General features: G+C 43.4%; 11 protein-coding genes and 1 pseudogene. 2 read left to right on the top strand and 10 right to left on the bottom strand.

Annotated features, from left to right (window positions below; genetic code table 11):
* Nucleotides 1-3 precede the first annotated feature (3 nt).
* From glgB to ACW689_RS13565, 5 genes are all read right to left on the bottom strand, one after another.
* Nucleotides 4-2,232: a 1,4-alpha-glucan branching protein GlgB gene (gene glgB / locus ACW689_RS13585; RefSeq protein ID WP_476292228.1), complete on the bottom strand. Its 2,229-nt coding sequence runs from the start codon at nt 2,230-2,232 to the stop codon at nt 4-6.
* On the bottom strand, nt 2,229-4,220 hold the full coding sequence (gene malQ, locus ACW689_RS13580) for a 4-alpha-glucanotransferase (RefSeq protein ID WP_476292226.1): 1,992 nt from the start codon (nt 4,218-4,220) through the stop codon (nt 2,229-2,231). The genes glgB and malQ overlap by 4 nt, the downstream gene beginning before the upstream one ends.
* Before the next feature lie 9 nt (nt 4,221-4,229).
* Nucleotides 4,230-4,532 carry an isoamylase early set domain-containing protein gene (locus ACW689_RS13575; RefSeq protein WP_476292224.1) on the bottom strand — a complete coding sequence of 101 codons (303 nt, stop codon included), beginning with the start codon at nt 4,530-4,532 and terminating at the stop codon, nt 4,230-4,232.
* Nucleotides 4,533-5,537: 1,005 nt separating this feature from the next.
* The gene (locus ACW689_RS13570) at nt 5,538-6,767 is read right to left on the bottom strand and encodes an aspartyl protease family protein (protein ID WP_476292222.1); all 1,230 of its coding nucleotides are present in this window, start codon (nt 6,765-6,767) and stop codon (nt 5,538-5,540) included.
* Nucleotides 6,768-7,001: 234 nt separating this feature from the next.
* Complete coding sequence (locus ACW689_RS13565; protein WP_476292220.1) at nt 7,002-7,355, bottom strand: MerR family transcriptional regulator; 354 nt, start codon at nt 7,353-7,355, stop codon at nt 7,002-7,004.
* 78 nt (nt 7,356-7,433) lie between these two features.
* On the opposite strand from ACW689_RS13565, the gene ACW689_RS13560 reads away from it, so the two are divergent.
* Nucleotides 7,434-8,264 carry an aminotransferase class IV family protein gene (locus ACW689_RS13560; RefSeq protein ID WP_476292218.1) on the top strand — a complete coding sequence of 277 codons (831 nt, stop codon included), beginning with the start codon at nt 7,434-7,436 and terminating at the stop codon, nt 8,262-8,264.
* A 110-nt stretch (nt 8,265-8,374) separates the two neighbouring features.
* On the opposite strand, the gene ACW689_RS13555 is transcribed toward ACW689_RS13560, so the two are convergent.
* Nucleotides 8,375-11,914 carry an amino acid adenylation domain-containing protein gene (locus ACW689_RS13555; RefSeq protein WP_476292216.1) on the bottom strand — a complete coding sequence of 1,180 codons (3,540 nt, stop codon included), beginning with the start codon at nt 11,912-11,914 and terminating at the stop codon, nt 8,375-8,377.
* A gap of 267 nt (nt 11,915-12,181) precedes the next feature.
* On the opposite strand from ACW689_RS13555, the pseudogene ACW689_RS13550 reads away from it, so the two are divergent.
* Nucleotides 12,182-12,526 (top strand): annotated as a pseudogene (locus ACW689_RS13550) (IS110 family transposase); the annotation flags it as partial.
* A gap of 389 nt (nt 12,527-12,915) precedes the next feature.
* On the opposite strand, the gene ACW689_RS13545 reads toward ACW689_RS13550, so the two are convergent.
* From ACW689_RS13545 to ACW689_RS13530, 4 genes are all read right to left on the bottom strand, one after another.
* Nucleotides 12,916-13,623: a hypothetical protein gene (locus ACW689_RS13545; RefSeq protein ID WP_476292214.1), complete on the bottom strand. Its 708-nt coding sequence runs from the start codon at nt 13,621-13,623 to the stop codon at nt 12,916-12,918.
* Nucleotides 13,624-13,713: 90 nt separating this feature from the next.
* Nucleotides 13,714-14,661: a hypothetical protein gene (locus tag ACW689_RS13540; protein WP_476292212.1), complete on the bottom strand. Its 948-nt coding sequence runs from the start codon at nt 14,659-14,661 to the stop codon at nt 13,714-13,716.
* A gap of 81 nt (nt 14,662-14,742) precedes the next feature.
* On the bottom strand, nt 14,743-15,378 hold the full coding sequence (locus ACW689_RS13535) for a hypothetical protein (protein WP_476292210.1): 636 nt from the start codon (nt 15,376-15,378) through the stop codon (nt 14,743-14,745).
* Nucleotides 15,379-15,428: 50 nt separating this feature from the next.
* Nucleotides 15,429-15,995 (bottom strand): hypothetical protein, encoded by a 567-nt coding sequence (locus ACW689_RS13530; protein ID WP_476292208.1) that lies wholly within the window; start codon nt 15,993-15,995, stop codon nt 15,429-15,431.
* Between the last annotated feature and the right edge of the window lie 115 nt (nt 15,996-16,110).

Genomic DNA, 16,110 nt, shown 5'->3' with positions numbered 1-16,110 from the left:
AGGTTATCCATTTATCCAACGCAGGTATAAGGTAGCCAATGCAGGAATACTGATCACGATGCTTTGCTCAAAACCATGTGCTGGTGTATCTTGCGTTTGTATCAACTGCTGTTTAGTTCCTACCACCTTCACGCCTGAGCCATACAAAGTTTTATCATCTGTATTAAGGACGACTTCATAAACGCCCGCTTTGGGTACACCAATTCGATACTGATGAAACACCTGAGGTGTTAAATGGCTAATGACCACCAGCAACTCTTTGGCACTTTTGCCAAAACGAACAAAGCTAAACAAACTCTGTGCTGCGTTATTACAATCTATCCATTGGAACCCAGCAGGCGTGTTGTCACACTCGTATAAGGCAGGTGTTGAGCGATAAATGTGATTCAAGTGCTTAATGGTTTTTTGAATACCTTGGTGGGATTCATGTGCTAATAGAGACCAATCTAAACTTTGGTTGTGGTCCCATTCATCTCTACCACCGAGCTCACTTCCCATAAACAAGAGCTTTTTACCTGGGTGTGCAAACATGAAGGCAAAATAGGCGCGTAGGTTCGCAAATTGCTGCCAATCATCGCCCGGCATTTTGCTAAGCAAAGAGCCTTTACCGTGAACCACTTCGTCGTGACTGAGTGGCAAAATATAATTTTCAGAATAGGCGTACGCCATCGAGAAGGTCATTTCGTGGTGATGATATTGCCGATGAATTGGATCACGACTCATATAGCCTAAGCTGTCATTCATCCAACCCATATTCCATTTAAAACCAAACCCTAGGCCGTTGTTATCAACACTGTTAGTGACCCCCGGCCAAGCAGTAGACTCTTCAGCCACCATCATGATGCTATTGTCATTACCATAACAACGCTTATTTACCTGCTGTAGGCAATCAATGGCACCTAAGTTTTCTCTTCCACCAAAGGCGTTTGCGACCCACTCGCCATCCTTTCTGCTGTAATCTAAGTACAGCATTGACGCAACCGCATCGACCCTGAGCCCATCAATTTTAAACTCGTCCAACCAATACATAGCACTGGCTAGTAGAAAGCTTTTCACTTCGGGGCGGTCGTAGTTATAAATATAGGTATTCCAATCGGGGTGGAAGCCTTGACGGGCATCAGCGTGCTCAAAGAGGTGTGTGCCATCAAATTTGTGCAAACCATGCGGATCTGATGGGAAATGACCTGGCACCCAGTCTATTAGCAAGCCTAAATCTGCATCATGACAACACTCAACAAAATACATAAAATCTTCATAGCTACCAAATCGACTCGTTGGTGCAAATAAGCCCACGGGCTGATAACCCCATGAGCCATCAAAGGGGTATTCACTCACTGGCATAAGCTGTATGTGTGTAAACCCCATGCCTTTAACGTATTCAATCAAGTCATCTGCCAATTCACGATATGTGAGATAACGATTGTCTTCATCAATACGGCGTTTCCAAGAGCCTAAGTGCACTTCATAAATACTAATTGGCGCACTAATGCTATTGCGAGCAGCCTTTTGCTTTTGCTGGCTTGCGGTTAAAGGTTTGCGCTTTGCACTCGGTTGCAATATTGAAGCGGTACCCGGCGCTTGTTGCATTTTAAACGCAAACGGATCGGCCTTGTCTTGTACATGACCATAATTATCGACAATACTGAATTTATAGCATTGATCCGGCTTTAGATCTGGAATAAACAACTCCCAAATACCACTGGCCGGATGTAAACGCATAAAATGCTCAGAGCGTTGCCAGCAGTTAAAATCACCGATAACCGAAACACTTTTTGCATTCGGCGCCCAAACCGCAAAGCGAACCCCTTTTACACCCTCGTGTTTTACAAAATGTGCACCCAAATGCTTATAAGCATGTTCAAGTGTACCTTCATTAAACAAATACAGTGCTTGCTCATCCAAATGGCAGCCAAAGCGATATACATCGTACTTAGTCACTTGATGATCATCGTATTGCACCGTTAATTTGTTTTTATGCGACAGGTTCGTATCTTCTAGCGACAATAAAAACAAATCGCTTTTCAAATACCTTTTCAGATTATGGGGTTTACCAGCAATTTTAATACTGACCGATTTAGCACTCGGCAAAAACACCCTAAGTTCAGCTTTGTTGTCTGATAGTTTATGACACCCCAGGAATGAAAATGGGTCACAGAAGCAGCCGTTTTGCAATGCCTCTAGTTGTGCTGAGTAATCTACGATTGGTTGGTTTGCTGATACCACGCTATTCATAGTCCTTTCCTGCTATTTGTTAAGGTGGCAACAAAGTCACCTTTTTTATTAAATATTTCTTCAACGCTATGGTTAAGTCGGCGACGCCAATTAGGATACTCCAAATAAGTGCCCGGAATATTAACTGGTAGGGTTTGCTCATCGAGGTCGTCCAACTGTATACAAAGCAGTTCACTGGGGGACTGCGCAAGCGCTAGCATTAAACGCTCATAGACTTCTGAAGCACTGCTTTGCATGCTAACCTCCTTGAAACCGCACGTATGTATCCAATTCAATAATTTACTCTTCTCTTGTTGACGTTTTTCAAACTCCAGTTCACGTGAACTTGGCTCAAGTAGTGAGTAGTCAATACGCAGTTGAATGTCATCACCTTGCCACCACGCAATAAACGGTGGTACGTCATGATTAGCCACCATCAATAAAACATGTTGGCGTAACTGTTGTTGTGGTAAGAATTCATCAGATTGATTTTTCTCAAAATAAAACAGCGTATTACCAAACATACTAGCGTCTAGCATTACCGTTCTTATTTCCGGGGGTACAACCCCAAGGTCTTCGCCAATAACCAAGGCTTTGTTAAGTTGTGACTCTATTTTCAAAAGCGCGATTAAATGCTCAAATGGGTAGTACACATAACAACCTTGTTGCTGTTGTGCCACGCTAAAACACCACCATAAACGTCGAATTGCCATTACATGGTCAATGCGCAAACCACCAACACAAGACATATTGCTTCGCAGTAGCTGCCTAAAAAATGAATAGCGGTCAGTTTTGAGTTTTTGTGGATTTAACGCGGGTAATCCCCAATCTTGACCATTTTCGGCCCAAGGATCCGGCGGCGCACCTACATGCGCCTCACTCACGTAAAGCTCCTGATTTGCCTTAAATTCCAAGCTATCGTCGGCACAACCTACCGCTAAATCGTTAATCAAACCCACCTGCATACCCAGACGTCGACTTAACTGTTGGCACTCACTTAATTGTTGAAAAGCCAAAAACTGCCAAAAACCCCCCTGCTCATCATCTCCTAATACACTCAACTGTTCAGCATGCTGTACTTTAAAACGACTAAATTGATTGGCAATTTCACTGCCATCATCAAACGATTTGAAATCAGCATACAAAGCCCTGAGCAGCGCATATTTGCACTCACTCACCACCTGATAGTCGATATATTGCTGTGACTTCTCATGCGCTAGTTGGGCTCGTGATTGGGCATACAAGGATTGTAATTGCGCGCTATCTGCATATTGTGCGGTTCTATCGACGGCAATATACAAAGGGTTAAGCAAAGCTCGGTGATTTGGACTATATGGGCTGACGCGTTGATGCTGGGTTTCAAAAAGCAGATGCAACGGATTGAGCAAGATATAATCACAGCCAACTTGAACGCTTTGCTCGATCAATACTTGTAAATCCGCAAAATCACCAGTACCTAGGTTACGCTCGCTCTTTAATGTATATAGCTGAACCGAAATCCCCGTTGTTTTAGCGGTGATCGGGTTATAACATTCACTGGGCACAGACCATATTTGCGTTTCAAAGTCGCCCCATGGCAAATGCAGTTGAGCGTTAAAGTAACCAACTGGTAAAGGGGTAATTTTAAATGCAACTTCAACGTAGCGGACGCCTTGGTAAAGATATTCACCGACCACCCTAGCGTTCGACAAATCTAGCTCTTGTCGGTAATCGGGCAGCTCTTTAAGCTTTAAATATCCACAGCAATCAAGTCGATAATCAGGCACTTTTATTTTAAACAGTGCATCGTGTTGTTCTACCGTGCAAACATCTTCTACCACTCGTAACCACGGTGCAATATCCAACTCATAGTTAAGGTGTTCCACTTCATCATGGTTACGCGTGTCTATGCCACAACAACGCAGCGCCTGTTCACGCACCTGCTCGTTAAAAATGACATGTTCCCCGGTGTATTTTGTGTAGTCGTAACCTATACCGTGCAAATAAAACAGCTGAGACAAACCTTGCATAACCGCGTGCTACGCTAAACGTTGCGTATCAACAACGCTGTTTTCGGTACCAAAACCATTTGCTACGTATGCGTCAGCTTGGTGGTCGTTATCCCATTGTTCGCCATCAATCAAATATTTAAAATGATATTGTTTGTCTACTGGAAGACGCTGCTTGAGCTTGAAAGCATTGTCCTTTTTCACAAACTTCATTGTAAGAGGTTGCCAATCAGTAAACTCAGCAACAAGTTCTACTTTCTTAGCATCAGGGTGAGAAAACTCAAAAGTGACTTCAGCTTCATCTTTTGTTTTAAAAAAGCGTTTGGTTAACATAGCAGGCTCCAAATAAACCACTTCATGGTAAATAAATCCTTGCCACAGTGCCGTGCCTTTAACTGCTTAACAATCGGAAACAGTGGTCGTCATTTAGGCAGTAAAACAAAATTGTATTTACGCTTTATGACAGTGCATTTTGATCGCTACTGCGCACTATTGTAGTGCAATAACAGTAAAATTTAGGCCCATGTGGCAGGTCTTATAGACTTAAGAGCAAAACACAGACCAACTAATCACTAATTAAAATATGATTAACTTCACATTGTGTAAAGTGAATATAATTAATATCTCCTTCAATGAGTTACATAAGAATTCGCGGTTTAATTAAATTAATGCAATTGCATAAATAAAAACCATTCATGTAAATAAAGGTACATGCATCAGCCACTCACTAGGCCACTTGGCGCAGTTAAACAAATTTCATGTTACTTTACATTTCAACTGGTCGTACTGTAATAATTTATGTGTAAGAAAGACGGTGTAGCAGAATAAGAAACATGCCGCTATTGAGCCTTTTACATACTGGCTTTCACTCATGAATCAAGTTTCATGAGTTTTTTATCTAACACTGTGATGGCAATAAAGAAAAACTGGCTGGGTAAAAAGTAATGGAATAAATACATCAATACTATTGCTTTATGATACTCAACGTATTTTTTGATCCATAAACATAGCGATAAGTCACATTTTGCGTTTTCGCCCATGTTATCTTTGTGCTTGAAACGCCCCATTGAAAGAAGCGTTAAGCTCATCAATAAAGTTGTGACTAAAGTAGTTTTACTACTTAAACTTGCCAGATACCATTTTATTAATATTAATAATGTAACTATCCTGCAAACAAAGAAATTTTCATAACCGCATCTAGGTGCCAACAGCAATGTCTAGCACCTGATTGGAAATACACTCGACATACCTAACCTTTAAAGAACCGTTTAAGCATTTCAGGCGCTCAATCGCTTACGTAGAACGAGTTTGTCTTTGCCGCTCACTCATAGGTCAAGGTTATAGATTCGAATATCCGTCTATGTGCTTGGCTTCAACGTCAAAGCACAAGTTATCTCGCTGAATACATAGCTGATGTTTATCAGCCTGAGAAGCAATGTTGTTATAATCGCTTAGGGAAATATCATGGGCACTTTTAGTATTTATCTTGGTAACTAAATCTCCCACTTTGATGCCCAATTCACTCGCTGGTAGTTCTGGGAACAGATAACGCACGACAAATTCGCCGCTACGTATTTTACGAAGCTCAAGGCCCAATAAGTTATAGTTAGTAACATACTCTTGTTGTGGCACTAAATAGAATGCCTCACTTTTGTAATCAATGACCGTTTTAAATTGATTCATAAGCGCATTGCCAATAATCCACCAGTCATCTTCGTCTCCACCGGGGATTAAATTTACTTTTACATTGTCTAATTTGATACGACCAAAAGTCAGTGATGGTAAGGTCACTCGGTCATGCTCCACCTTTCCACTTAGACCAAAATCAGCGGCTCGTACTCGACTAGAGGCAATATTGATTTCTTTATTTTCAGGGTAGGAAGCACTGAGCTTAACGTAATGACGGCTGCCCGTATCGACAATAAACTCTCCATTTGTAATATGTTCTTCGTTAAAAGCAAGGTCACCCTTAACTCTAATTTTTCCGAAAAACTCATCGAGTTTTAGATATTGCGCCTTGTTTTCTGGCTGATATTTATCCCAAGAGATATAAATGTCATTGTGAGCTGCATCTATCTCCCAGGTAAAATGGCGCATCATGTCATGACCTATCACGCCATCTTCAATAGCTTCATCATCACGCAAATAATAACGACTTCTAGAGGTAGGGATCACCGCTGCTTTCACATTGTCAAAATACACGCCGCCAAGGTCAATGCGTTCAATATGTGACTGATAAGCTTTACTGCGTTCTTCGTCTCCCCATCCTCCCACTGAAAATTCAAAGGTGCGATTTAAATTTAGTTTTCGCACTTTTGGCGTATCATGAAGGACGAAAAAACTCGCGCCAGTGTCAAGTAAAAACAGTAACTCTTCCCCCTGCACATTTGCGTAAATATAGGGCTTTTCTCCTAAAAAGACCGACTTGAGTTTTATCCGTTGTTTTTCAGCCCACACCGGCTCAATATCAGAGTTTGATTGTTTCATACGAATTGCATTCACAATATCGCACCCTGATAAACTCCCCATCACAGCCGTAGCGACTATAAAAATGATGCTTTTCAACATATTTGGTTTCCACTTGATGACATTAAGTGCAAGTAGATTAGGTTTGTGGATGTGAAGTGGATGTGAAACGAAACAACTTAACTGCAAGCAACCAAGCGTGCCTCAATAACCCAGCAGCTAGAATGATCTCGGCACACAGTTGGATGGATTTTTGTTAGCTCTATGTTTTTACGTTCCAATAAAAGCCACAAGGTAAACCAAGCAGCCACGAAACTAAAAAGTACCTATTTAACCTCAATCCTTCTCAATTTCACATAAGAAATGCTTAAGTATTGTTCTACTTTTTGCCAACTTAGCGAGCTTCTCATCAGCAATTTGAATTTGTTCCTTTAAGAGCGCTCTAAGCTCATCACAAGGTTCAAATACAGGTTCTTCACCTCTTACGCACGGTAAAAATTGCAAAATTGTCGCCAAATTCATCCCCGCAGCGCTGAGCAGTTTGATCCGCTCAAGCGTACGGATTTCTCCAGAATCGAAATCCCTATACCCTGAAGCGGTGCGTTTTGGTTTAAGCAAGCCTTGTTCTTCATAGTATCGCAGCATGCGTATACTTACTCCCGTTTTTTGGGACAGTTCACCTATTTTCACTTTTCCTCTTGACCCTCACAGCGATGTGAGGGTTTATGCTAGTAGCTCAGAAAAATTATTTCAATCAGGTTTAACATTATGAGCGCAACAATTTCTCCCAATCGCACTTTATTAAATGGACAATGGATAACAAGCTCTGAACTTACAGACTTAGCATTTGCAGGGTTTGCACACTTTTCAGCGCTACAGGTTCGAAATCATAAGGTAAAAGGGTTGGATCTACACCTAGATAGACTGCGTCAGGCTTCCATAGTGCTTTATGGTAAAGCGCTACCGGATACACTTTTAAGGTCTTATATCCATTCGGCCATTGAGAATGGGCTTGCAGACCAATCAATGACGATAACCATGTTTTCACCTAAAGGTGAATTTACTACTGATAGTATGCACGTAGCGCCACAAGTGCTAATTCGCACAAGTTCACCTACAAATGGTCCCACAGGGCCATTGCGACTGGCAGTGATTGCTCACGAGAGACCACTTGCAGAAATTAAGCACGTTGGGGAGATAGGCAAAACTTACTTTTTGCATCAAGCCGTACGTCAAGGGTTTGATGATGCCGTATTTATGGATAAAAAAGGTCATTTGAGTGAAGGCACTATATGGAATTTAGCCTTTTGGGATGGCGAAACGATCATCTGGCCAAAAGCACGTATGCTCAAAGGTACTATGATGGCAATAGTGCAACGACAGCTAGCTCAGCTCAATATTCCACAGCGCACAGAAAGCATAACACTTAAACGGCTTTCAGAGCTACAAGGCGGAGTCGTTATGAACTCATGGACTCCAGGGATTGGCGTTGCCCAAATTGAGTCGAACAATTTTACCCATTCCGAACAACTCGTTTCCTTACTCCACAGAGCTTACGCAATAGAACCTGCAGAACGCGCTCTACTAAACGCAATCTAAAAACGGCAATGCAAAATTGAGCGTAAAGCTGGGCCTTACGCTGAATATAGTGCACATCGCTTTTGATTAACCGACCGAATATTATAACTCTGTATTAGTCAACACAGCCTCTATAACAAAGCAACGACAGCTCCAGGCATCTCAGTTGCTGGCTCTTTTTCACAGGCCCACGCTTGTAAACGACTCATAAACCAAATAAAGACCTCGCTTTGACCGCTCAACTCACATTCACCATCACATATACTCCTCAGCAACGCCTGAACATCCCCCATTGTAAGTGCAGCAGCGGCATCCGCGTTATGACAAATGATTTGACACATCGGCAGGTCTATTTCGCACTGTATTCCTGTTACCAAGGTATTCTGATACACGCACAAAACCTGACTCTCATTCGGTGTACTGATCAGCAACTGTAATTCTGGTGCTTTGCCAGATTGTGCATCCACCCATCGTTTTAGATACGATGTAAAACTGCTCCACCAGTTGGTAGACACACAGGCACTATGTGGCACGCTTTCTCTATCAGTTGATAAATTGGCAAACTGCGCTTCTACTTCTTGTACCGCTTCTTTTAGTGCCACCAGCGTTGTGTCCACATCCTCCTTAGTATGAGCTGCCGAACAGATAAAACGTAATCGACCACGACCACTTTCCACAATTGGATAAGTCACAGCAGAGGCCTGAACCCCCTTTTCATACAAACGCTGCACAATCGCATACAGTTTATCTTTATCACCAAAATGTGGCGTAACGATTGGTCCGTCACCACTACCTAGCTCAAAGCCAGCGGCACTAAATTGTGCTCGCATATACCGAGCCGTATCCCAAAGCTGCTCTCGAAGCGATTCATCCTGACTGAGACGTTGCAGCGCGGCCAGCGCGGCTCCGATATCAGCCGGACTCACTGACGCCTGAAAAATATAGGCTCTCGCTGAGGCTTTAAGCAAGTCAACATACTCAGCGCTCGTAGCAACAACGCCACCCAGACTGCCGAGAGATTTACTCAGCGTGGTCATAATAAAGTCAACCTCGTCACTGACGCCCTGTGCAGCGCAGATCCCAGCCCCGCGCTCTCCATAAAACCCAAAGGAGTGCGCTTCATCAACCAAAATCAGCGCCTTGTTTCGCTTAGCGGCACGCACAATTTCAGCCACAGGTGCCGCTCCTTCCCCCATGCTATAAACCCCTTCGATAATGACCAACACAGTCCTATACGGGGAACATTCGCTCACAAGCACTGAATTGAGATCATCAACATCGTTATGCTTAAAGGTGCGAACTTTTGCACCGCATAAGCGCGCACCATCGACGATAGAGGCATGGCATAACTGATCGATCACCACCACATCATTTTCACCCAGTAACCCAGCAACCGCACCAACGTTGGCGGTATAGCCTGTGGGAAATAAGCAAGCAGCTGGCTTACCCACCAAAGTGGCAAACTGTTGTTCAAACGCCAGATGTAAATCAGTTAACCCTGACGCAGCAGCAGAGGTGCCCATGCCGGTGCCAAATTTTGTAACGGCTTCTTGCGCTGCAGCAACAACAGTGGCATCTCGGTTCAAGCCAAGATATAAATTGGTGGTCCAAATAATCGCCTCTTGCGCATCGTTGTGATAAGCATCTGCCACGACACCGCGTGTGCCACTGCCGTTGCGCAAGACTTTACTGTAGGGGTTAGCTCGACGTTCGCTGACCATCTGAGTAGCAATCCGCACCAACTTGCTTTTATCTGCAGCCGACCAGCTTGGGGCTTTGGCCAGCGCAAAGGTCGGGTGACTGGCACGTAACTGGTTACTGAGCTCCCCCAAAGTGTCACGTAATGTTTCAACACATGAAGGTGATGACTTGTTTCCACGTAACTCCTGAAGATGCGCAGCCAGACGTTGGGGCGTATTAAACTGATAAATGGCCTGCACAGGGCAGCTCAATTCAAGCACCTTACTCAGGCGATTACTGAGCTCTAGCGTGGTTAATGAATCCAACCCGGCCTGTTCAAAAGTTTGCAAATTCACAGTCTCTATTGCATGGCCCAGCAAGGTAAACAGCTCATCACAGATCAGTTCTACGAGTGCCTGATCGGAGTCGGCTACCTTACTCGCTTTTAGGGGCACCGGTGATGCCGGTATATCGGGGAGGCTATTGCGGTCCAGCTTACCGTTAGGTAAATAGGGCAATGATTCCATAAAACATACATTAGTGGGGACCATATGATTTGGCAGATAACGCGCCACGAAAGATAAAATCACATCCGCGCTCAAGGTTTCACCTTGCTGACGGACAATGCAGGCTTGTAATCTAGCCTGTGCGTAATTGCCCTGCAGCACGTTCACGGCAGCCTGTGCGATACTCGGCATTTTATTTAGCACCGCTTCTATTTCTTCCAGTTCAATACGAAAACCACGAATTTTGACCTGTTGGTCAACACGGGAAATAAAGCACAATTCGCCATTGTTGCCCCACTGACATAAATCGCCAGTTTTATACAAACGCGACTCTTTAATGCCACTGCCAGATACAGGCGTTACAAAGCGCACGTCTGTGCGGGGCTTATCAAACAAGTATCCCTCAGCCAGCTTATCTCCTGCAAGATACAGTTCACCGGCTTCGCCAGCAGATACTGGCTGTAAGGCTTCATCAAGCAGATACGCGCGCGTGTTTGAGACTGGGCGGCCGATTGTGATTTCCTCCCTATCAGGCCCTATCTCTGCAGCCGTTGAAAATACCGTGTCCTCGGTCGGGCCATAGACATTGATAACGCGCAGGTCCAGATGCTGGCCATACACCTTTTTGACCAGCTCGGCGCTGAGCACCTCACCACCGAAGATCAAACAACGCAGCGTATTTGGTAATGTATACCCACTGAGCAAAGCTCTCATGGCCGAAGGCACGGCAATGCAGGTCCGAACACGTGTTAGGTTAGGTAGTTCAGGTAATGTCAAAATATTTTTTGCCAAGATCACCGTACCACCGAGCAATAAGGTACCAATGATCTCCATTACTGATGGGTCAAAACACACCGACGTGGCAGCCAGCACTCCGCTCAGCTCTTCTTCGGATAACAGCGTGCTCATGGCAGTGCACATGGCAAGCACGTTCGCGTGTGTTATTGCCACGCCTTTTGGCTCGCCACTCGACCCAGAGGTGTATATTACATAAGCCAATGCCTGCGGATTGCTTTGTGGATCTGGCAGGAGCTTCGGCTCATCGTCCACATCAGCCAGAAAAATGAGCGTACTCACTCTTTGACATAACTCAGCTGACGCGCTGCCATCTACGATCACCGCGGCAGCTTTACTGTGCGCTAGCATGTAGTCAATCCGAGCTCGCGGATAGGCTGGATCCAGAGGCACATAAGTGCAACCAGCCCTGAGCACCCCCAGCAAGGTTGCCACCAATTCCCAATTACGTTCCATACAAACGCCTACCAGAGCACCGCTCTGAATGCCACTTTTTACCAGTTTCGCGGCAATCGCCTCTGCTCGGCTTAATAATAACTGATAGCTGATTTCCTGGGTGCCATCAATCAGCGCGGCTCTGTCAGGGTGGCGCTGTACCCGGGCCGCAAATGCGACTTCCACGGATACCATATCCTGTGCTTGATTTTGAGGCATTCGAGGCTCTAAATCCGAGAGGGTTTGCTTGTTCATACCAGTTTCCTTTGTTATTTTTTAGCCGTACAAATGCCATTTGGGGCTCCTAATGAATCGCGCCAATGCCGTTCACATATTATCAACACACAGATTACATTAATGGGTACAAAGAAACTAGTCTGACTCTACTTCTGATCAGATGAAATACTATGGGGTAGGAAAAAAGTAAGCCTGCATCATACTGGCTCACTATAACACACTATGTTTTGGTGGGTTTGGAGCCCTATAAAATGAAATAACCGACTGTCCAACAACAATTCACTCTCAAGCGGCGGGAAACGTCATATCGGTGCGATAACAAAATGTGGTAATGGTAGAGCTAGACGCCTCCTTATTGAAGGAGCGCATACCTACAGGTATGCCGCTAATATCTCAACTGATATGCAAAAACGGCAAGAAGGTTTACCAAAACAGATTGTTGATATTGCCTGGAAAGCACAAGTAAGGCTCTGCAAGCGCTACAAAAAGCTAATCAGTAAGGGAAAGCATTATAACCTTGTTGTCACGGCTATTGCGCGAGAAATGATTGCGTATATCTGGGCCATTGCAAAACACATTGTACTCTCACCGGTAAATCCTAAATTAAGACTATCGAGAGTACCCAGTTAATATGAACGAATTAGAGTTAATGCATTGGGTCAAGCATCGGGTGTGGCACAACCACCGACGGCGTTAGGATGGCAATGCTGCTAACACAGCATTGAACCACGAACATAGACTGAAGACAGGTGCCACGACGAACTAAGTAAGGTCTGCTCTGTTACTAGAAATAGTAATAACCAACGAATATCAGCATGAAAACCGACGAAATTACTTGCTTCATCCTATGTATTAACTCGCTCTAATTCGAGCTGAGGTAATTATGGCTTAAAAAGTTAGGCAAGGATCAGTGTGTTTAACTTGACAGTAGGAGTCATACCAACGCTGCCATAAACGGCGTGAGCTTGCGAGCGCCCGGCGACCATAGGGAGCGAATTTGATGGCCTTGTTATGCACGATTAATCCCCTGTTTCCAGTATTCTTCTAATTATTTTTTTCATACGCGGCATAAATAGGATAATGAAAGCAATATATAAAATAGCTGAAACCAAAAACAGTTTAGGCTCATCATCTATTGCCTTGACTAAAACGGAAATAGAATCGGTTTTTCTCTGCTTTGATTCTAGGTCTTTAAGATCGGCATTGTACGCTTCGATAAGAAGCTGAAGATTTGCTACGGACTCTTCTGTTTTTCCGACCTTTATGCTTTTTACCACTTCATCAATCAGGGCAGCGTGTTTGGCGTCGGAATGATTAATTTTATACTCTTCCCTAACGCTCGAATAAATAGAGTCAAAAACTTCTTTATATTCTTCCTTTGTTTTGAAATCCAAGTAACCGCTATTAAGGATGTTTAATTCGGCCAATTGAACTACCTCTAGCAACCTAATACCCGACTTTATTCCTACCTCATGGCTCTTTACTTCAATTAACCTGGACAGCCTTGGGATATCAATTGGCTGATTATTAATGACATGATCTTCAACTATCGAGACCATCGTTGATTTGACTGTTTTTACTCGTTCAATTTCCGCTTCTGCGCTCTCCCTTTCAGCTCTACTAATCTGATACCACGTTAAGCCTATAGCAACTAGAATACTTATGACGGTTGTTATGACAGGAGAAAGCCAAGCTTTTTTATGTGGCTTTCCTTCTTCTTGATCCATATAAATCTCTCCAACCTTTCAGGTGCCTAACGCCGCGCTCTGCGGAAATTCAGGAGCGACAGCGAGTGAATTTTCCGTAGCAGCGCTTTGTTAGGCAATATCATGGTAAATTGTATGCTCACCATACCGGGGAATATGCTTTGATCCAAGCTTGGCAATATTCCCTTCCAAGAGCATTTCCACACAAACCTGAGTGTAACCACGATTAATTAGCTTGTTCTTGACTCTTTCTGAGTGCTTAATATCTCGATCCACATGTTTGTCATTGTACTTCTTTGGCTTGAAATAGTTTATCAATGCCATTTCAGTTATCAAAGTTTCATCTTTTCGACTTAGCCCGTGATCATTGCGGGAAACAAGCTGGCTATTTACGGTAAACTCATCACCTTCAATTTCACAAAAATAAACCAATATATCTTCATCTGGGGCTTTCTGAGATTGAATCCAACCCCACTTCTCATGTTTCTGGAGCCTAGAAAAGGTACTTTTTAAGCTTGATCCAATATAGATGATATCCAACTTGGGCTCAGGGAGGTTATAGTGATTTATTGCTTGATACAAAAATATGTCAGTTAATGACTTTGCCTCTTTGTTAGAGTTTTTCATGATCTCACAATTGATAGTCAATTGCTTTCCATCGCCTTTTATAGAATCTACTGAAGATAAAAATTTGTAACGCAAATCCTTCGGTAAAAGTCTCCATGGTAGAGAATCAGACCTAGCCATAAAATAACTAGCCACAGAGTACTTATCAGGGAAGTTCTCCTGCATAAATGGCATAACATGCCAGAATTCAGCCATATCTATTTCAACAGCATGAATAATGTCATCAATTCTGATTTTGGCCGAAAATTTATAATCTCTTAAGAATTTGATCGAATCTTTCACCCAATGTGGTTTCTTGCACTTTGCAATCAGATAGATAGTAGAGTCATTTTTGGTAAATTCGGTTTCAAAATGCTCAACAAACTCGTCGTAAAGACGCTCTGGTGTTAAAAATTGGTACTTCTTAATATATGAGTGGAATATTTTACTCATCCTGCCTCCTAACGTTGCGATTGTTGGCGAGCTTGCTGCGCAGCGTTAAATTTGTTCGACAGCCACGCTTTGTTAGGCCATTTACATGTCATCAATTAGATCCTTAATTTCATCGATCTCATCGATGCTAGCTTGAATCGTAAGCTTCCCTCTAATGTAATCTAAAAGCGCTTTCGCTTTCGCGCTAGGTTTCCCTTGGAATAGCTCTCCATTTGCTCGCTCATTGTCCTTAAACATTCTCGCCAAAGTCATGAGTTGGTTACTATTAAGCGCATCAATAAAGGGCTTCAGAGTGACATGCGCAGTTGATCTTCCCCAGTAGTTGCCACACCAGACAGCCAAAATTTCTTGGTAAACATCTTCAAATGCAATGGAGGGTACATGAGGACCAAATTGAGAAAGTGCTTTTGCAGCTTTTTCTTCGTCACCCCAGCCGTAGGAAGTATCTTTCGCTTTAGCTAGCTGTTTAATAGCATGCCTGTAAAGGCTAGCTCTGGCAGCATCAGGAATGTATTTAATGCCCTCGACTTTCACAAGAGTTTCTAGAACTCGTATTTTTGCACCATTATCGTCACTTGAATCTGAGTCAGGGTCTACTAGATATGAATGATATCGCTGGCCGGCTGATTTCATTAAGTCTTCGTTGGCTCTTCCCCATGCCTCAGGGAATAGCTTACTAGCATTTTCATGAGAAGGACTTTCCCCTTTACAGATCATGTCTAGCAGGAATCCAAATGTCAGGCGAATGTCCCCAGGTTTAAATGCTCTTATCTGGTCTCTAATATTTCTTCATTCTCTTCGGATAATTCCGAACTTTTAATTGGTTCAAATAGACCCGACGGTGAATGACCAGGATCTGGCATTTCGGCTTCAAAGAGATTTTTTTGAAGCATTAGAGCTAACCCAAATACTTCCTCAGCTTCTACAGCATCATCACTACCATGGGCTGGGGATGCGTGGTTACGCATCCAGTTAATCATCTCTAAAGACTTACCTGCCTTCTTATTTAAGACACCAAGCTTCGTAGCACCATTTATTAGAGTGAGGTCATCAACACCAGACCATCTTTCACCAAGTGTCTCACCATCTTTATCATATTTTTTTCTGCCAGCTTCATCCTTTACAGCCGAAGAAAAAAGCTCAATACCATAAGCTTCGATTCTTCTGCGCAAGTTGTGCACTGCTGCATTCCATATGTCTAAAAGCGAGTGATCAGGAAATCCTGCATCCAATAGCTTTCTTGCTTGTGATAAATACCCTATCTCGGCATCAACTGTTGCAGGGAAATTATCTTTTGATGGTTCCCCTAGTATCGCGGGCAAGTTATCTGTCACATTCACTCCTTAAATATATTTTGGTCTGGCCGCGTGGAAATGCCTAACGCTCGCCTAACTGGCGAAAAATGGTTGGCTAAAATTGCGACGAAGGAGCTCAAGCCAAGCTTTTTGA

The organism is Pseudoalteromonas sp. ABE4_541, assembly GCF_056312285.1.
This window is presented reverse-complemented; position numbering and strand designations above follow the sequence as displayed.